Below are 19,279 nucleotides of genomic sequence, written 5' to 3' on the forward strand. Positions count from 1 at the left end.
CCCTCTCCCCGCCGGGGAGAGGGTTGGGGTGAGGGGCAGTTGGGGAGGGCAGCGCTCGCGGCGCCCCTCACCCCGACCCTCTCCCCGAAAGGGAGAGGGAGCAGACGTTTACGCCGTCGCCGGCTGCTTCTTGGCGATCGAGCCGAGCAGGTCGTCGAACGCCTTGACGAACGAGGCGACGCCCTCCTCGACCAGCTTGCCGGTCACGCCGTTGAGGTCGAGACCCAGCCGCTCGGCTTCGGCGAGCGTGTGCTTCGCGCCCTCGACATCCTGCGTGATCGTCTCCGCCGCGGTGCCGTGGTCGCGGAACGCATCCATCGTCTTCGGCGGCATCGTGTTGACCGTATCCTTGCCGATCAGCGTGTCGATATACAGCGTGTCGGGATAGCTCGGATCCTTCACGCCGGTCGATGCCCACAGCAGACGCTGCGGCTGCGCACCCTTGGCGGCGAGCGCCTGCCAGCGATCCGACTTCAGGAAATCGAGATACCATTGATATGCCATCTTCGCGTTGGCGATCGCGACCTTGCCGCGGACCGCCTTCAGCGCATCGGCCTCGGCATCGCCCTTCTCAAGACGCGCATCGATCTCCTTGTCGATCGACGAATCGATCCGGCTGACGAAGAAGCTCGCGACGCTGGCAATCTTGTCGATCGGCTCCCCCTGCTTGACGCGCTCCTCGAGCCCCGCCGCATACGCCTCGGCAACGCGAATATAGGCGTCGAGCGCGAACAGCAGCGTGACGTTGACGTTGATCCCGCTCGCGATCGTCGACGAGATCGCCGGACCGCCCGCGAGCGTCCCCGGAATCTTGATCATCAGGTTCGGCCGGTCGACCATCCCCCACAGCTTCTTCGCCTCGGCGATCGTCGCGTCGGTATCGTCCGAAATATACGGCGACACCTCAAGGCTGACATAGCCATCCTTCGCGTCGAGCTTGTCATAGACCGGCTTCAACGTCTCCGCCGCCGCCTTGATGTCCTGGATCGCGAGATGCTCGTAGCGGTCGATCGTCGCCGCGCCGGCATGCTGCTTGTCGTATTCGGCGAGCGTCGAATCATAGGCATCGCCGTGACCCATCGCCTTTTCGAAGATCGAAGGGTTCGACGTGACGCCGGTCAGCCCATCCTCGTCGACCAGCTTCTGGAGACCACCGGCCTCCAGGAACTTCCGATCGACGAAATCAAGCCATACCGCCTGGCCGAAGCCTTCGAGATCGTTGAGCGCACCCATCACTTGGTCTCCATCACTTGGCGGGCGACCTTGACGACATTGTCGACGGTGAACCCGAACTTGTCCTGCAGCTTGGCGAGCGGCGCCGAAGCGCCGAAGGTCGACATCGTCACGGTCGCGCCGTCGAGACCGACATAGCGGTCCCAACCGATCGACCCGGCCATCTCGACCGCAACGCGCGCCCGCACTTCGCGCGGCAGCACGCTTTCCTTGTACGCGGCGTCCTGCAGTTCGTAGCGATACCAGCTCGGCATCGACACGACCCGGCTCTTCACGCCGTCCGCCTTGAGCTTCTCGTGCGCGTCGACGACCAGCGACACTTCGCTGCCGGTCGCGATCAGGATCACGTCGGGCGTGCCATCGCTATCCGCGAGGACATAGCCGCCCTTTTCGAGCCCGTCTGCACTCGCATACTTGGTCCGGTCGAGCGTCGGCAGGGCCTGGCGCGACATGATCAGCGCGGCCGGCGTGCTGGCGTCCTTGAGGACCGCCTTCCATGCGGCGACGACTTCGTTCGCGTCGCTCGGACGGATCGTGTCGAGGCCGGGGATCGCACGCAGCGTGGCGAGATGCTCGATCGGCTGGTGCGTCGGGCCGTCCTCGCCGACACCGATCGAGTCGTGCGTGAACACCCAGATCGCGCCGACCTCCATGATCGCGGACAGGCGCACCGGCGCGCGCATGTAGTCGGCGAACACCAGGAAGGTGGAGCCGTACGAGCGCAGGTGCGACAGCGCCATGCCGTTGACGATCGCGCCCATCCCATGTTCGCGGATGCCGAAGTGGAAGTTCCGGCCGGCGTAGTTCTCCGCCTCGAACGAGGGCTGCCCCTTGATGTCGGTCTTGGTCGACGGCGCGAGATCGGCCGAACCACCGATCAGCCACGGCACCTTCGCGGCGATCGCGTTGAGCACCTTGCCGCCGGAGTCGCGGCTGGCAACGCCCTTGGCATCCGCTTCAAATTTCGGGATGTCGGCATCCCAGCCCTCGGGCAACTCGTCCTTGAGCAACAGGTCGAGTTCGGCCGACAGCTCGGGATATGCCGTGCGATACTTGTCGGTCAGCGCGACCCATTCGTCACGCAGCTTGGCGCCACGCTCGGCGATCGCACCGTTGAAATGCTCGATTACACCGTCCGGCACGAAGAACGACTTGTCCTCGGGCCAGCCATAAGCCTTCTTCGTGATGCGGATATTCTCTTCGCCGAGCGGCTCGCCGTGGGCCTTCTCGCTGCCTGCCTTGGGGCTGCCGTAGCCGATCACCGAATGCACGACGATGAAGGTCGGCTTGTCGTTGGTCGCCTTGAACGTCTCGATCGCGCGGCTGAGCGCGGCGGTGTCGTTCGCGTCGTCGATGTGGATAACGTTCCAGCCATACGCGTCGAAGCGCAGACCCACATCCTCGTCGAATGCGAGATCGGTCGCGCCCTCGATCGAGATGTGGTTGCTGTCGTAGATCCAGCACAGGTTGCTGAGCTTGAGGTGGCCGGCGAGGCTCGCAGCCTCGGCCGAAACGCCCTCCATCATGTCGCCGTCGCCACAGATCGTGTAGACGTCATGGTCGAACAGCGTGAAGCCGTCCTTGTTGTAGCGCGCCGCGAGCCAGCGCTCGGCGATCGCCATGCCGACCGAGTTGCCGCAACCCTGGCCAAGCGGCCCGGTCGTGGTCTCGACGCCAGTGGTGTGGCGGTATTCCGGATGGCCCGGCGTCTTCGACGACAGCTGGCGGAACTGCTCGATATCCGCGAGGCTGACGGCCTCCTTGCCGGTCTTGTTACCGTCCGCGTTGATCTCTTCGATCTTGGCGAGGTGGATCAGCGAATAGAGCAGCATCGACGCATGGCCGACCGACAGCACGAAGCGATCGCGATTGGGCCAGTCGGCGTGCTTGGGATCGTAGCGCAGGAACTTCGACCAGAGCGTGTAGCCGACCGGCGCGAGCGCCATCGGCGTGCCGGGGTGGCCCGAATTGGCCTTCTGCACGGCGTCCATCGACAACGTGCGGATGGTATCGATCGCCAGACGCTCGGGGGAGCCGTCCTCGTGCAGCATAGGGTCCGCCTTGGTGGGGGCGGTTGCGGTATCGGTCATGGAAGAAGCCTCGCTCTAGACGGTGACCGAACGCCGCGCATCCGATCTGGTTGCCAACATAGGATGCCTTTAGTCGGATGCACCCATCCGTTCCAGTCGCGTAACGACGCCGTTCGTTGCAATATATGCGGCATTGACCTCGTCGAGGAACAGGCCGTGGCCGAGAATGCCGGGGATCGCGGCGAGCGTGGCGGCGGTCGCGCGGGGGTCGTCGAGGGCAGCGAAGTGGCAGTCGATAACGAGATTGCCTTGGTCCGTCCGGTAGTTGTCGCGGATCTTTGGGGCGGCGCCCATGTCTGACAGCACCCGCATTACATAGGCGATGGCGAACGGTAGCACCTCGACCGGCAGCTTGGCGACACCGATCTGGTCGACGCGCTTGGAACCGTCGGCGATCACGACCATCCGTGCCGAGCTTGCGGCGACGATCTTCTCGCGCAACATCGCGCCGCCTGCGCCCTTGATGGCGAAGCACCGCGAGTCGATTTCGTCTGCGCCGTCGATCGTGAGGTCGACATGGGCGACGGTGGCGAAGTCGAGGATCTCGATGCCGAGTTCGCGGGCGAGTTTGCCGGAGGCTTCGGAGGTGACGACGGCGTGGATTTGCAGGCCTTCGGCGACCCGGTCGCCGAGCGCCTGGATTGCGAACGCCGCAGTGGATCCGGTGCCGAGTCCCACGAGCATCCCGTCTTGAACTTCCGCCACGGCGGCAACGGCGGCAGCCTTCTTGTCGTCATCGATCGAAGCCATCGGCCCACCCTTCCGTCATGCCGGGCTAGTTCCGGCATCCACGCTTCAACACATCCCAGAGGATTTAGTTTGGAGGACCCGCACAAGAAGCACCACCCCGGCGGAGGCCGGGGCCCAGTTGGAAAGGTCGCAGTAACGACGGACCGCGCTCCGTTAGCAAGGTCCCCCAACTGGGCCCCGGCCTTCGCCGGGGTGGTGGTGGTGTGGTTGGGGCGCCCGCCCCTTCCTTGTTCTCCCGCGAAGGCGGGGCCCCAGTCGGGGTCCCCGCCTTCGCGGGGAAACATTCTTGGGACGTTGGCGGGCCTTACGTCGCACAAAACACCCCCAAACAATCAAACAGGTTACTCTTTCTTCCCTATTTCTCACCCGCGCTTTTCAACTGACATACTTCTGGTACATCCTCGTGGTTTAGGCCGACCAACAGCTGCCACCACCGATCGCGAGCGGATACCAAACTTGATAGCCACACGATTTTCTGCGCGGCAGTGCGCCATCCTGCTGGTGCCCGCACTGGCGCTCGCCGCCTGCTCCGGCGGCGACGACAAGGCGCAAGGCAAGGCCGGGCGCGGTGGCCAACCGGGCCAGGGCACGCCGACCGTCGGCTATGTCGTCGTCCAGCCGACCAGCGTCGCGATGACCACCGAACTCAGCGGCCGCACCACCGCATTCGAAAGCTCGGACGTCCGCCCGCAGGTCACCGGCATCATCCGCCGGCGGTTCTTCACCGAGGGCACGCTCGTCAAGAAAGGCCAGCCGCTCTACGAGATCGACCCGCGTCTCTATCGCGCCGCCGCCAACGAGGCGCAGGCCAACCTCCAGAGCGCACGCGCCAACCAGCAGGCGCAAACCATCCTCGCACAGCGCTACAAGCCGCTCGCCGAGATGGAGGCAATCAGCAAGCAGGATTACACCAACGCGGTCGCCACCTCGCGCCAGGCCACCGCCTCGGTCGCGCAGACGCGCGCGGCGCTCGAAACCGCGCAGATCAACCTCAAGTTCACCACCGTCCCCGCGCCGATCACCGGGCGCATCGGGCGGTCGCTATTCACCGTCGGTGCGCTTGTCTCGGCAACGCAGACCGATCCGCTCGCGCAGATCCAGCGGCTCGATCCGATGTTCGTTGATATCCAGCAATCCTCCGGCGACCTGCTCGCGCTGCGCCGGTCGCTCGGCCAGAACGGCATCGTCGCGACCCGCGCCGAAGTCCGCCTGACGCTCGAGGATGGCAGCGAATATGGCGCGACCGGCACGGTCGAGTTCGCCGAAGCGCTGGTCAACACCGAGACCGGCACCGTGACGCTGCGTGCCCGCTTCCCCAATCCGCAAGGACTGCTGCTCCCCGGCATGTTCGTCCAGGCCAAGTTTGCGCAGGCGATCAACCAGCGCGCGTTCCTCGTGCCGCAGGCGGGCGTGTCGCGCGACGCGAAGGGCAATGCGACGGTCTATGTCGTCGATGCGAACAACAAGGCGGTCCAGAAGAAGATCAAGGCGGACCGCACGCAGGGCGCGTTCTGGGTGGTCACCAGCGGGCTCAACCCCGGGGACAGGATCATTACGCAGGGCCTGTCGAAGATCGCCCCGAACCAGGGCGTGAAGCCGGTGCCGGAAAACACCGCGCAAAAGATCGAAGCGCCCAAGGGCACCTCTGATGACGGGTCCTCCGGCGGCGACTCCAGCCAGAAAAAGGCCGGCTAAGCCCTTATGTTGTCCCGTGTCTTCATCGATCGCCCGATCTTCGCCTGGGTGCTCGCGATCATCGTGATGCTCGGCGGCATCGGCGCGATCATGAGCCTGCCGATCGCGCAGTACCCCGACGTCGCGCCGCCGCAGGTGACCGTCCGCGCGACCTTCCCGGGTGCCAATGCGCAGACCATCCAGAACAGCGTCACGCAGGTCGTCGAGCAGTCGCTGACGGGTATCGACGGGCTGATCTATTTCAGCTCGTCCTCGTCGTCGCGCGGCTCGGTGACGATCACCGTGACGTTCGAGAAGGGCACCGATCCCGACATCGCGCAGGTCCAGGTCCAGAACCAGGTCCAGCAGACGCTGTCCCGCCTGCCGCAACAGGTCCAGCAACAGGGCCTCGTGGTGCGGAAATCGAACCCGGACAACCTTCTGATCGTCGGCGTCTATGACGAGACCGACAAGCTGACCAATCAGGACGTCTCGGACTATCTCGTCTCGAACCTGCAGGATCCGCTCGGCCGTATTCCCGGGATCGGCGACAGCAACGTGTTCGGCGCGCAATACGCGATGCGGATCTGGCTGAACCCGAACAAGCTCGCGAGCTACCAGCTGATCCCGAGCGACGTGACGACTGCGATCCAGGCGCAGAACACCGAAGTCGCGGCGGGCGAACTCGGCGGGCAACCTCAGCCCGACACGCAGATGCTCAACGCGACCGTCACCGCGCAGTCGCGCCTCCAGACGCCCGAGCAGTTCGCCAACATCATCCTGAAGACCACCAACGACAGCGCGGTGGTCAAGCTGCGCGACGTCGCCCGCATCGAGCTGGGCGCGGAGAACTACAACGCGCGTAGCCGCGTCAACGCGCATCCCGGCGCCGGCATCGCGGTGCTGCTCGCGCCGGGCGCCGACGCGCTCAAGACCGCCGAGCTGGTCAAGGCGTTCGTCGCCAAGTCCGCCAAGAGCTTCCCGCCCGGCCTGAAGTTCGCCTACGCCAACGACACCACCGACTTCATCAAGCTGTCGATCGACGAGGTCGTGAAGACGCTGATCGAGGCCGTCATCCTCGTCGTCATCGTCATGTTCGTGTTCCTGCAAAGCTGGCGCGCGACGCTGATCCCGACGATCGCGGTCCCGGTCGTGCTGCTGGGCACGTTCGGCGTGTTCTATCTCGCCGGCTTCTCGATCAACACGTTGACGCTGTTCGGGCTCGTGCTCGCGATCGGCCTGCTGGTCGACGACGCGATCGTCGTGGTCGAGAACGTCGAGCGCCTGATGGAGGAAAATCCCGAGATGACGCCTCGGGAGGCGACGATCGAGTCGATGAACGAGATCACCGTCGCGCTGGTCGCGATCGCGCTCGTTTTGTCGGCGGTGTTCCTGCCGATGGCGTTCTTCGGCGGATCGACCGGCGTGATCTACCGCCAGTTCTCGCTGACGATGGTGTCGGCGATGGTCCTGTCGGTGCTGGTCGCGCTGATCCTCTCCCCAGCCCTCACCGCGACGTTGCTCAAGCAGAAGCAGAAGGACGCCGACGGCAACACCGAGAAGAGCTGGGGCGAACGCAAATTCCCCAAGGTGGCGCATTTCTTCACGCGCGCCGGCGACAAGTTCAACGACGGGTTCGAGAAGGGCACGCAGAAATACACGAGTGCGGTCCAGTCGGTGATCGACCGCAAGTGGCTGTTCCTGCTGATCTACGCGGTGATCGTCGCGGTGCTCGCGGTGCTGTTCCTGCGGCTGCCGACGGGCTTCCTGCCGACCGAGGACCAGGGCTCGGGCATCGTCCAGTTCCAGCTTCCGGCGGGCGCCACGCAAGGCCGCACCTTCGCGCTGCAGAAGCAGATCGAGCAATATTACTACACCAACGAGAAGGCCAACGTCCGCACGATGTTCACCGTCAGCGGTGGCGGCGGTGGCGGCGCAAGCGGCCAGAACACGGGGCAAGGCTTCATCGCGTTCGCACCGTGGGACGATCGCAAGGGCAAGGAAAACACCGCGGAAGCGATCACCGGTCGCGCATCGAAGGCGTTCGCCGGCTTCCGTGACGCGCAGGTCTATTCGCTGGTGCCACCGGCGGTACGCGGTCTCGGCTCGTCGAACGGCTTCACGATGGAGTTGCAGAACGCCGGCGGGCTTAGCCAGGTCGAGTTCAACGCCGCGCGCGACAAGCTGCTCGCGCTCGCCCGCGCCGACTCGTCGCTGACCGCGATCCGCCTCACCGAGCTGCCCGACGTCGCCACGCTGCGCGTCGATGCCGACCAGCAGAAGCTGTCCACGCTAGGCCTTACGCAGGCGAACGTGAACTCGACGCTGTCGACCGCCTGGGGTGGCCAGTACGTCAACGACTTCATCGACCGTGGCCGCGTCAAGCGCGTCTATGTCCAGGGCGACGCGCAGTTCCGCGCGCAGCCATCGGACCTGAGCCAGTGGTTCGTCCGCGGATCGAACGGCCAGATGGCGCCGTTCTCGTCGTTCGCGAAAACCAGCTGGGGCCAGGCGCCGACGACGCTGTCGCGATTCAACGGCATCGCCTCGTACGAAATCCAGGGCTCGGGCGCGCCGGGCGTCAGCTCGGGCGACGCGATGAACCGGATCGCCGAGCTTGCTGGGCAGATTCCCGGCACCTCGGTCGCCTGGTCCGGCCTGTCGTATCAGGAACGCCTGTCCTCGGGTCAGGCGCCCATCCTTTACGGCCTGTCGCTGCTGGTCGTGTTCCTGTGCCTCGCCGCGCTGTACGAGAGCTGGTCGATCCCGATCGCCGTGCTGCTGGTGATCCCGCTCGGCCTCGTCGGCGCGATCCTCGCGGTGACGCTGAGGGGGCTGATCAACGACGTATATCTCCAGATCGGCCTGCTCACGACGATGGGTCTGGCCGCGAAAAACGCGATCCTGATGATCGAGTTCGCCGAGCAGGAGGAGAAGAAGGGCAAGCGCGTCATCGAGGCGGCATTGTCGGCTGCGAAGATCCGGTTGCGCCCGATCCTGATGACGTCGTTCGCGTTTATCCTCGGCGTGCTCCCGCTGGCGCTGTCGACCGGTGCCGGCGCGAACAGCCGTATCGCGATCGGGACGGCCGTGGTCGGCGGCATGCTGACCGCGACGATTCTCGCGATTTTCTACATCCCGCTGTTCTTCGTCCTCGTCCGCCGCGGCGCGCGTGACGGCATCGCCAAGCTGCGGGGCAAGCCGACCGGCTTCCAGGGCCATGACGGCCACGGCCCTGACGGCCATGGATCTGATGGGGATCACAACGAACCGCTCGGACCACCCGAACCACAGGGCCCTCACCGGCCGGAGCCCGCATGATGCGCTCGCTAGTCCTGATCCTCGCCGCGTCGACCGCACTCGCCGGCTGCTCGCTCGCGCCGAAATACGCGCGGACCGAACTTCCCGTGCCGCCGTCCCTCCCGGTCGGCGACGCGTATCTGCGCCAGTCCGAGGCGGCGCTGCCCGCGATCACCTACCGCGACGTCTTCAAGGACCCGCGGCTCCAGCAGATCATCGTCCAGGCGCTCGCCAACAACCGCGATCTCCGCGTCGCCGCCGCCAACATCGCGTCGACCCGCGCGCAATACCGCATCCAGCGCGCCGACCTGTTGCCGCAAGTCGATGCCAGCGGCCGCTACACCTATTCGGGTGGTGGCAACGGCACCCGCAACACCGTTACGAGTGGTGGAACTGGCGGTACGGGAACAGGAACGGGTAACACCGGAACTGGCACTGGGACTGGCGGCACCGGCACAGGCGGCACCGGGACAGGCACCGGCGCCGGCACCGGATCGGTCGTCAGTTCTTCCAGCTCGAACAGCGCCTTCTCGGTCGATCTCGGCACGACCGCTTTCGAGCTCGACCTGTTCGGCCGCATCCGTTCGCTGACCAGCGCTGCGCTCGATCGCTATTTCGCGACCGAAGCCGCTGCGCGAACGACCCGCCTGACGCTCGTCGGCGACATCGCCGATGCGTGGCTCACCTACGCGTCCGACCAGAGCCTGCTAAAGATCGCGCAGGACACGGTGACGAGTTCGCAGCGCAGCGTAACGCTCACCAATGCGCGGCTGCGCGGCGGCGTCGCCCCGCGCACCGATCTCCGCCAGGCGCAGCAGATCCTGTTCACCGCGCAGTCCGACCTCGCGCAGCAACGCACCGCGCTCGCGCAGGACGTCAACGCGCTGCAACTGCTCGTCGGCGCGCCGGTCGACGCCAGCCTGTTGCCCACCTCGATCGAGCAGGCGCTGCCGACCGTCGCCACGCTGCCCGCAGGGCTCGACAGCAGCATCCTGCTACGCCGCCCCGACGTCGTCGAGTCCGAATACCAGCTCCGCGCCACCAATGCCGAGATCGGCGCAGCGCGTGCGGAACTGTTCCCGAAGATCTCGCTGACCGGGATACTCGGGTTCGCCAGCACGTCGCTCACCTCGCTGTTCAGCGGCGGCGCGTTCAACTATTCGGTCGCGCCCTCGGTCAGCTACCCGATCTTCCGCGCGGGGGCCGGGATCGCCGGTGTCGCCTATTCGAAGGCGCAGCGCGACGCCGCGCTCGCGACCTACGAGAAGACGATCCAGACCGCGTTCCAGGAAACCGCCGACGCGCTCGCACGCCAGGGCACGATCGCCGACCAGTTGAAGGCGAACCAGAATTTCTCGGAAGCGGCCCTCGATACATACCGCCTGTCCGACGCGCGCTATCGCGGCGGGATCGACACGTTCCTCAACTCACTGGACGCGCAACGCTCGCTCTACACCGCGCAGCGCAACCTCGTCGCGACGCAGCTCGTCGGCGCGAGCAACCGCGTGACGCTGTACCGGGTACTCGGCGGCGATTCGACGCTCGAAGCCACCGCCGGCGGGCCACAACCCGTGACGATGAGCGGCGCACCGCGGCCGGAAACGGACTGACGCGTCGGAGGGAACGGAAGAGCCAGGCGCAACTCCGTTCCCTCCGCCTTTATAACGCACTGAGTGGACGAAGTTTTTTTCGCGTCCCGCCAATCTTACCGTATCAGCAAGATATTCCAGTCAGAACGGTTGGATGTACGCCCCCCTCCCCGTCGCGGATCGCCGCGCGCGCGATCGATCGCCAGCCCCCGCCGTGTTCGGGCTTGGCGAGGATGCGCGCGAACAGGTTGCCGAACTCCTCGATCGCAAGCTCGCGCAGGTCGCGGAAACCTGGCCGATCGCGGTTGCCACGCAGATGGTCGGCTGCGCCCTCATCGTCGCGCTTGCGCTGATCGCGCCGCCTGCCGCCGGTCTTGGAACGATCGTCCCATCGATCGGCATCCATGCCGCGATCCTGGCGGCGCTGTCCGCAGGCGTGTTCGGCGTATTGCGACTGCCGGGATTGCGCGAATGGCCTGCCTATAAGCGTAACCGCGCGCTTACCGTCGGTGTCGCGGGAGTCGCCGCGCTGTCGCTGTCACTATTGTGGGCCGTTGCGCGCGCGCCGTCGGGGTCGCTGCAACTCGCCTGCTGCGTCGCGGTGCTGGGGATGATCGCGGTTACGGCGGTTAGCGTCCATGCGGTTCGCGCGGCGACGCTCGGCCTCGGCGTCGGGATCGTCGTGATGCTCGCGGTCTGCGCGGGAATCGGCGCGCCGCTGGTGGTCGCGATCGTCTTCCTCGGCTGTCTGGGGATCGTCGCGCACCGCCTCGCGCGGATCGACGTCGCGCAGGAACTGCACCGCGCCGAGACCGCGAACGAGGGCCAGCTCGCGATCCGGATGGTCGCCGAATTCGAGGACCAGGGTACCGGCTGGTTCTGGGAAGCCGACCGCCAGGGCCGCCTGACCTATCTGTCCGCCAAGGTGACCGACGAACTCGGCCTCGCCGACGACGCGGTCGGGCAACCGCTCACCGACCTGTTCCGCATGGACAACGACGCGCCGGGCACCGAGCGCACGCTCGCCTTCCACATCGCCTCGCGCACGTCGTTCTCGGACTATTCGGTGTGCGCCGCGACCTCGCCCGATTGCGAACGCTGGTGGTCGATCTCGGGGAGGCCGGTGGTCGACGACCTCGGGCGCTTCCAGGGTTTCATCGGCTCGGGCCGCGACCTGACCGAACAACGCAAGTCGGAAGCCGAGATCACCCGGCTGGCGCTGTTCGACGGGCTCACCGGACTCGCCAACCGCCAGCGGATGCGCTCGTCGCTCGACAAGACGCTGGCGCAGAAGACCGGTCCCTACCGCGCGACGTCGTTGTTCCTGATGGACCTCGATCGGTTCAAGGCGGTCAACGATACGCTGGGCCACCAGGCGGGCGACACGCTGTTGAAGCAGGTCGCGCAACGGCTCCAGCGCGGCATCGCCGATGCGGGGCTGGTCGGGCGGCTGGGTGGCGACGAGTTCCAGGTCGTGCTGCCCGGCATCGCCGACCGCGATACGCTCGCAGCGCTGTCCCGCGAAGTCATCGCCTCGCTGTCCGAACCCTATTTCATCAGCGGGACGTCGGTCACGATCGGCTGCTCGATCGGCATCGCGATCGCACCCGACGATGGCGACGATGCCGAGACGCTGGTCCGTAACGCCGATCTCGCGCTGTACGCCGCCAAGGCCGATGGCCGCGGCGTCCACCGCTTCTATTCGGACGACATGCTGACCGGCGCGCGCACGCGGAAACTGCTCGAGGACGATCTGCGCGCGGCGATCTCAGATGGCGCGTTCCACCTCTGCTACCAGCCGATCGTCAGCACGAAATCGGCGCAGATCGTCGGCTACGAAGCGCTGATCCGTTGGAACCACCCGACGCGGGGACTCGTCTCGCCCGCCGACTTCATCCCGGTCGCGGAGGAATGCGGGCTGATCGAGGCGATCGGCGAATGGGTGCTGCGGACCGCGTGCCTGGAGGCGGCGCGCTGGCCGGGCTCGGTGCGCGTCGCGGTCAACGTCTCGCCAATCCAGTTCGCCAACCCCGCTCTGCCCGCGCTCGTCACCAGCGCGCTCGCGCAGTCGGGAATCGCCGCGGGTCGGCTCGAACTGGAGATCACCGAAGGCGTGTTCCTCGACGAGACGCGCTCGTCGGAACAGATGTTCAAGGCGCTGAAGGGGATCGGCGTGCGGCTTGCGTTGGACGATTTCGGCACCGGTTATTCGTCGCTCGGCTATCTGCGCAACGCGCCGTTCGACAAGATCAAGATCGACCAGTCGTTCGTGCGCGGTGCGGCCGAGCCGGGCAACCGCAACGCGGCGATCATCAAGGCGATCGTCACGCTCGCCGACACGCTCGGGATGGAGACGACCGCCGAGGGGGTCGAGGTGCAGGACGAGATCGACTTGATCCGCGACCTAGGGTGCAGCCATATCCAGGGCTATGTCTATGGCCGCCCGGTCCGCGCGGACGAGGCGTTGCGGCAATTGGGAGTCGAGAACGGCACCGCCGCCGCGAGCGGCTTCAAGGTAAGTCGCGCGCCGCGCACCAAGATGCTGCGCTCCGCCCGGATCGCGATCGACGGGGTCCGCGGCGACGTCCGCATCCGCGACATATCGACGTCGGGCGCGATGCTCGACGGGCTGCGGATCGACGGCAACCCCGACGGCGTCGAACTGGAGATCGAACTGGTCGAGGACCAGATGTTCGGCGCCCGCATCCGCTGGGCCCGCGCCGGCAAGGCGGGCATCGAGTTCCACGAGGCGTTCAATCTGGAACGACTGAACCAGGGCCACTCCGCGCGTCTTCGCCGGACTGGGTGAGTTAGGCGGCCGAGCGACAGTCAGTCCGACTTTGCGGGAGACCGGTAAAAGGCCACCACCCCGGCGAAGGCCGGGGCCCAATTGGAGAGGTCGTCGTAACAGCAGACGGCGTTCGCCAATCCACGTTTCCCAATTGGGCCCCGGCCTCCGCCGGGGTGGTGTGTAATCTCCTAGGATGGTGGGATGAATTGCCGAGTTCCCCGCTCAACGGCGGCCTGCGCAAAGGCCCGGAAGTCCCCCATTCCCGGGAACCAACCGCCGCCTCCCACCGTCTCACCATCATGGTACATCGCGCCCCGATCAAAGCCCTCGCGTTCGACGTGTTCGGCACCGTGGTCGACTGGCGCTCGGGCATCGCGCGCGATGCCGCGCCGATCCTCGCGCGCCTCGACCGCACCGATATCGACCCGCACCGCTTCGCCGACGGCTGGCGCAAACGCTATCAGCCAGCGCTCGAGGAGGTCCGCAGCGGACGGCGGCCGTTCGTCATTCTCGACACGCTCCACCGCGAGGCGCTCGAAGACCTGCTCCGTCACCACGGCATCGACCCCGCCGCGCTGGACGAAGATACGCTCACCGACCTGACCGACGCCTGGCACCGGCTCGATCCCTGGCCCGACTCGGTCGAGGGTCTCACCCGCCTCAAGACCCGCTACCCGGTCGTCACGCTCAGCAACGGCAACATCGCACTCATGCTGGAAATGGCCCGCCGCGCCGGCCTGCCCTGGGATGCGATCCTCGGAGCGGAAGTCAGCCGCGTCTACAAGCCGCTTCCCGAATCCTACCTCGCCACCGCGCGGTTTCTCGATATTGCTCCCGGCGAACTCTGCCTCGTCGCTGCGCACCACAGCGACCTCGCCGCGGCGCGCGCCGCTGGCCTGCAGACCGCCTATGTCGACCGCCCGCACGAATATGGCGGCGGGCCCGCGCCCGACGCGGATGCCGTGCAGGAGTGGGACTATTGCGTCGACAGCCTGACGCGCCTGGCGGACGAACTGTGCCGATGACCCGGCGACCTGCCCGCGAACAGGTGGAAACGCGCGACGCGTCCCCGTATCGAACGCGCACCGGCGTAAAATTCGGCCCGGCGTGCGACCCGGCAGGACTTTGAGATGACCACACAGACGGCCGAAGCCGATTTCCTGACCGGTGGCGGCGAGATGGCCGCGATGATCCGCGCGCACGACTGGTCGTCGTCGCCACTCGGCCCGATCGACCGCTGGCCTCAGTCGCTCCGCTCGATCGTGTCACTGATGCTCGCCTCGGAGTTCGCGATGTGCCTCGCATGGGGGCCTGAGCTCGGCTTCCTCTACAACGACCATTACGCGCGCATCATGCACGACAAGCACCCGCAGGCGCTCGGCCAGCGGTTCGCCGACGTGTGGGCGGATGTCTGGAGCGATATCAGCCCCCTGGTCGACAAGGCCTTGACGGGCGAAGCGTCGTTCTTCGAGAATCTGCCGCTCGTCACCGACCGGAAGGGCTATGACGAGCATGCCTGGTTCACCTTCTCCTACTCGCCCGTGCGCGACGAGAGCGGCGCGATCGCGGGCATGTTCTGCTCGACCTACGAGAGCACCGAGCGCGTCCAGACCGAACGCGCGCTGCGCGACGAGCGTGAACGGATGAGCCAGATGTTCGCGCAGGCGCCGACCTTCATGGCGATGTTGCGCGGGCCCGAGCACCGGTTCGAGCTAACCAACCCCGGCTACGACAAGCTGGTCGGCCACCGAGAGATGCTGGGTCGAACCGTTGCCGAGGCGTTGCCCGACGCGGTCGAACAGGGGTTTCTGGACCTGCTCGACGATGTGTATGCGACAGGCGAAGCGTTCACGGCGGTGGGCATGCTCTATGCGGTTCAGGCTGAACCCGGCGGTTCGGTCAACGACCGCTACGTCGATTTCGTCTACCAGCCGATCCGCGACGCGACCGGTGCGGTCGTCGGCATTTTCGTCGAAGGCGCGGACGTCACCGACCGCAAGCGGCTCGAACGCGACCTGCAATCGCTCAACGCCGACCTCGAACAACGCGTCCGCGATCGTACGCAGGAACTGGTCGAGGCGCAGGAAGCACTCCGCCAGGCGCAGAAGATGGAGGCGGTCGGGCAACTCACCGGTGGCATCGCCCACGATTTCAACAATCTGTTGCAAGGCATCACCGGTAGCCTTGAGATCGTCCAGCGCCGCGTCGCGCAAGGGCGTGTCGGCGAGCTCGATCGCTTCATCACCGGCGCGACCACCGCCGCCAACCGCGCCGCCTCGCTGACCCACCGCTTGCTCGCGTTCTCGCGCCGACAGCCGCTCGATCCGCGCCCGGTCAAGGTCAACCCGCTGGTCGCCTCGCTCGAGGACTTGCTCCGCCGCACCACCGGCGAGCAGATCGAACTCGAGATGGTGCTCGCCGGTGGTCTGTGGACGACGCTGTGCGATCCCAACCAGCTCGAGAACTCGTTGCTCAACCTCGTCATCAACGCGCGCGACGCGATGCCGCACGGTGGCAAGCTAACGATCGAGACGTGCAACGCGCACCTCGACGACCATTTCGCCGCCAGCCAGCGCGACGTCCGGCCCGGCCACTACGTGTGTATCTGCGTGTCCGACACCGGCACCGGCATGTCCGCCGACACGATCGCCAAGGCATTCGAGCCGTTCTTCACCACCAAGCCGATCGGCCAGGGAACGGGGCTCGGCCTGTCGATGATCTACGGTTTCGCGCGCCAGTCCGAGGGCTATGCGAGGATCTATAGCGAGCTCGGCCAGGGCACGACGATCAAGCTGTATCTGCCGCGCCATTACGGCGAAGCGGAGCAGGACGAGGTGCTGCCCGGACTGACGCAGGACCACGTCACCGATGCGGGCGAGATCGTATTGGTGGTCGAGGACGATTCGGTCGTCCGCGCGCTGATCGTCGAGGTATTGGGCGAACTTGGTTACCGGGCGGTCGAGGCGCATGATGGCCCGGCGGGGCTTGAGAGGTTGCGGACGATGGAGCGCGTCGACTTGCTCGTAACCGACATCGGCCTACCCGGACTGAACGGCCGCCAGGTCGCCGATGCGGGCCGTGCGCTGCGTCCGGGGCTCCGCGTGCTGTTCATGACGGGCTATGCGGAGAATGCCGCGCTGGCGTCGGGCTTCCTGGAGCCGGGGATGTCGATGATCACCAAGCCGTTTGCGATGGAGGCGTTGGCGACGCACATCCGGACGATGATCGAGGGGTAAGGCGGACCGCCTTCGCCAATCACCACCACCCCGGCGAAGGCCGGGGCCCAGTTGGAAAGGTCGTAGTAACGGCACGCATCGCTCAGTTGGCACCGTCCCCCAACTGGGCCCCGGCCTTCGCCGGGGTGGTGTGATTTGAGGTTATCTTCGCATCACCACGGTTCCCCCGCGAAGGCGGGGGTCCAGGAATCAAGTAGGACGACGTTCGTGGCGTCTGGGCCCCCGCGTTCGCGGGGGAACTAGAGCGGTCCCACCCCATATCCAGTGCCCCACTCCCACACCTCCCTTCGAAGCAACATTTGCCATCTTCCGCCCTTAAATAATTTTTCGTTCCCCCTTCGCCCCCTTGCGCTTCACGAACCCCGCAGAAGTCCACGCGTCGCGAATATCCCGCCCGGCCAACCCGCACGCGAACGCGACGAACCGAGCCCCCGACCACCCCCGCACCCCCTTGCGTCTCTTCGCGCTTTGGCACAATCTCTTGGGGTTGCGTTCGGGGGCGGACCCAATCGCTGGTAGAACAACCCTCGCATAGCCATATGCGATATGACCGTAAGCGCGCCTTCCACCGCCGCGATGGTCACTTTTTGTTCTCCCGTTAGGGGCCGTCCGATGGTAGCATGGCGACATGACGCCGATTCGAACGAATACAGAACACTAGGAGCGGTTTCGATGGATTTCAGAGACAGCAGCCGGGATAGCGACATGACCACAGACACGATCGAACAAACCACTGCCACGCCTGAAGCCGAGGCCCCCAAGGCCCCGCGCCAGGCGCAGGACAGCCACTCCGTGCGCGCGCAGATCTACCCGGTCGAGGTCGATCACAGCCGCGACGCGCTGCTGACCGAGTTCGGCAAGGACACGCTCAAGGATCGCTACCTGCTCCCGGGCGAAAGCTACCAGGACCTGTTCGTCCGCGTCGCCTCCGCGTACGCCGATGATGCCGGCCACGCGCAGCGGCTCTACGATGCGATCTCGAAGCTCTGGTTCATGCCCGCCACCCCCGTTCTCTCGAACGGCGGCACCGGTCGCGGCCTGCCGATCTCGTGCTACCTCAACTCGGTCCCCGACAGCCTCGGCGGGATCGTCGACACCTGGAACGAGAATGTCTGGCTCGCCTCGCGCGGCGGCGGCATCGGCACCTATTGGGGCAACGTCCGCGGCATCGGCGAGCCGGTCGGCCTCAACGGCAAGACCAGCGGCATCATCCCGTTCGTCCGCGTCATGGATTCGCTGACGCTCGCGATCTCGCAAGGGTCCCTGCGTCGCGGTTCGGCCGCCGTGTACCTCGACGTCTCGCACCCCGAGATCGAGGAATTTCTCGAAATCCGCAAACCCTCGGGCGATTTCAACCGCAAGGCGCTCAACCTGCACCACGGCGTGCTGATCACCGACGACTTCATGGAAGCCGTCCGCAACGGCGAGGAATGGCATCTCCGCTCGCCGAAGGACCAGGCGATCCGCGCCACCGTCGACGCGCGCTCGCTATTCCAGAAGCTCGTCGAGACACGTCTCCAGACCGGTGAGCCGTACATCGTCTTCGCCGATCACGTGAACAAGGCGATGCCCAAGCATCACCGCGAGTTGGGCCTCAAGGTCTCGACCTCGAACCTGTGCTCGGAGATCACGCTGCCGACCGGCAAGGATCACCTCGGTAACGAGCGTACCGCGGTCTGCTGCCTGTCGTCGCTGAACCTCGAGACGTGGGATCAGTGGAAGGACGAGAAGGGTCTGATCGAGGACGTCATGCGCTTCCTCGACAACGTGCTGCAGGATTACATCGACCGCCACGAACCCGGCATGGAACGCGCCGCCTACAGCGCGGGCCGCGAGCGGTCGGTCGGTCTCGGCGTGATGGGCTTCCACTCGTTCCTTCAGGCGCGCGGCATCCCGTTCGAGGGCGCGATGGCGAAGTCGTGGAACCTGCGCATGTTCAAGCACATCAGCAGCCAGGCCAACGAAGCCTCGATGCAGCTCGCGATCGAGCGCGGCCCCTGCCCCGATGCCGCCGACGTCGGCGCGATGGAGCGCTTCAGCTGCAAGATGGCGATCGCGCCCACGGCTTCGATCTCGATCATCTGCGGCGGCACGTCGGCGTGCATCGAGCCGATCCCGGCGAACATCTACACGCACAAGACGCTGTCGGGCAGCTTCTCGATCAAGAACCCGTATCTCGAAAAGATGCTGAGCGAGAAGTCGAAGAACTCGGACGCGGTGTGGAACTCGATCCTCGAACAGGGTGGCAGCGTTCAGCATCTCGACTTCCTCTCGGTCGAGGAAAAGGACTGCTACAAGACGAGCTTCGAGATCGACCAGCGCTGGCTGCTCGAACTCGCCGCCGATCGCACGCCGTACATCGACCAGGCGCAGTCGCTGAACCTGTTCATCCCGGCGGACGTCGAGAAGTGGGACCTGCTGATGCTCCACTTCCGCGCGTGGGAGCTCGGCATCAAGTCGCTCTATTACCTGCGTTCGAAGTCGGTCCAGCGCGCGGGCTTCGCTGGCGGCGTCGAGGCGGACAACACCATCGACCTGCGCCAGATCGACGTCGAGTCGAAGGATTACGATGAGTGCCTTGCCTGCCAGTAAGGTCTCTCGGCGTTCAAGCATGAC

General features: G+C 65.9%; 10 protein-coding genes. 7 read left to right on the top strand and 3 right to left on the bottom strand.

Features of this window, described 5'->3' with window-relative positions; translation table 11 throughout:
• Window positions 1-108: 108 nt before the first annotated feature.
• The 3 genes from tal to rpiA all read right to left on the bottom strand — a co-directional run bounded on the left by tal (window position 109) and on the right by rpiA (window position 4,073).
• Window positions 109-1,233 carry a transaldolase gene (tal, locus tag AC1ME3_RS03285; RefSeq protein WP_480954835.1) on the bottom strand — a complete coding sequence of 375 codons (1,125 nt, stop codon included), beginning with the start codon at window positions 1,231-1,233 and terminating at the stop codon, window positions 109-111.
• Window positions 1,233-3,323 (bottom strand): transketolase, encoded by a 2,091-nt coding sequence (tkt, locus tag AC1ME3_RS03290; RefSeq protein ID WP_480954836.1) that lies wholly within the window; start codon window positions 3,321-3,323, stop codon window positions 1,233-1,235. The genes tal and tkt overlap by 1 nt, the downstream gene beginning before the upstream one ends.
• Before the next feature lie 69 nt (window positions 3,324-3,392).
• Complete coding sequence (rpiA, locus tag AC1ME3_RS03295; protein ID WP_480954837.1) at window positions 3,393-4,073, bottom strand: ribose-5-phosphate isomerase RpiA; 681 nt, start codon at window positions 4,071-4,073, stop codon at window positions 3,393-3,395.
• Window positions 4,074-4,532: 459 nt separating this feature from the next.
• Here rpiA and AC1ME3_RS03300 point away from each other — a divergent pair, with 459 nt between their 5' ends.
• From AC1ME3_RS03300 to AC1ME3_RS03330, 7 genes are all read left to right on the top strand, one after another.
• Entirely contained in the window at window positions 4,533-5,768 is a 1,236-nt protein-coding gene (locus AC1ME3_RS03300) for an efflux RND transporter periplasmic adaptor subunit (RefSeq protein WP_480955748.1), read from the top strand.
• A gap of 6 nt (window positions 5,769-5,774) precedes the next feature.
• Window positions 5,775-9,068: a multidrug efflux RND transporter permease subunit gene (locus AC1ME3_RS03305; RefSeq protein ID WP_480954838.1), complete on the top strand. Its 3,294-nt coding sequence runs from the start codon at window positions 5,775-5,777 to the stop codon at window positions 9,066-9,068.
• A complete protein-coding gene (locus AC1ME3_RS03310) occupies window positions 9,065-10,657 on the top strand; it encodes an efflux transporter outer membrane subunit (RefSeq protein ID WP_480954839.1) in 1,593 nt (530 codons plus the stop codon). The genes AC1ME3_RS03305 and AC1ME3_RS03310 overlap by 4 nt, the downstream gene beginning before the upstream one ends.
• A 133-nt stretch (window positions 10,658-10,790) precedes the next feature.
• Window positions 10,791-13,445: an EAL domain-containing protein gene (locus AC1ME3_RS03315; RefSeq protein ID WP_480954840.1), complete on the top strand. Its 2,655-nt coding sequence runs from the start codon at window positions 10,791-10,793 to the stop codon at window positions 13,443-13,445.
• Window positions 13,446-13,726: 281 nt separating this feature from the next.
• On the top strand, window positions 13,727-14,452 hold the full coding sequence (locus AC1ME3_RS03320; RefSeq protein WP_480954841.1) for a haloacid dehalogenase type II: 726 nt from the start codon (window positions 13,727-13,729) through the stop codon (window positions 14,450-14,452).
• Window positions 14,453-14,557: 105 nt separating this feature from the next.
• Window positions 14,558-16,663 (top strand): hybrid sensor histidine kinase/response regulator, encoded by a 2,106-nt coding sequence (locus AC1ME3_RS03325; RefSeq protein WP_480954842.1) that lies wholly within the window; start codon window positions 14,558-14,560, stop codon window positions 16,661-16,663.
• A 705-nt stretch (window positions 16,664-17,368) separates the two neighbouring features.
• The gene (locus AC1ME3_RS03330) at window positions 17,369-19,255 is read left to right on the top strand and encodes a ribonucleoside-diphosphate reductase subunit alpha (protein ID WP_480954843.1); all 1,887 of its coding nucleotides are present in this window, start codon (window positions 17,369-17,371) and stop codon (window positions 19,253-19,255) included.
• Window positions 19,256-19,279 lie beyond the last annotated feature (24 nt).

This window comes from Sphingomonas sp. BL2 (genome assembly GCF_056680015.1).

What these genes read in the sequence shown, in the direction of transcription:
- tal (WP_480954835.1), bottom strand. Translation starts at nt 1,233, where the DNA reads ATGGGTGCGCTCAACGATCTCGAAGGCTTCGGCCAGGCGGTATGGCTT.
- AC1ME3_RS03330 (WP_480954843.1), top strand. Translation starts at nt 17,369, where the DNA reads ATGACCACAGACACGATCGAACAAACCACTGCCACGCCTGAAGCCGAG.
- AC1ME3_RS03310 (WP_480954839.1), top strand. Translation starts at nt 9,065, where the DNA reads ATGATGCGCTCGCTAGTCCTGATCCTCGCCGCGTCGACCGCACTCGCC.
- AC1ME3_RS03305 (WP_480954838.1), top strand. Translation starts at nt 5,775, where the DNA reads ATGTTGTCCCGTGTCTTCATCGATCGCCCGATCTTCGCCTGGGTGCTC.
- AC1ME3_RS03320 (WP_480954841.1), top strand. Translation starts at nt 13,727, where the DNA reads ATGGTACATCGCGCCCCGATCAAAGCCCTCGCGTTCGACGTGTTCGGC.
- AC1ME3_RS03315 (WP_480954840.1), top strand. Translation starts at nt 10,791, where the DNA reads ATGTACGCCCCCCTCCCCGTCGCGGATCGCCGCGCGCGCGATCGATCG.
- rpiA (WP_480954837.1), bottom strand. Translation starts at nt 4,073, where the DNA reads ATGGCTTCGATCGATGACGACAAGAAGGCTGCCGCCGTTGCCGCCGTG.
- tkt (WP_480954836.1), bottom strand. Translation starts at nt 3,323, where the DNA reads ATGACCGATACCGCAACCGCCCCCACCAAGGCGGACCCTATGCTGCAC.
- AC1ME3_RS03325 (WP_480954842.1), top strand. Translation starts at nt 14,558, where the DNA reads ATGACCACACAGACGGCCGAAGCCGATTTCCTGACCGGTGGCGGCGAG.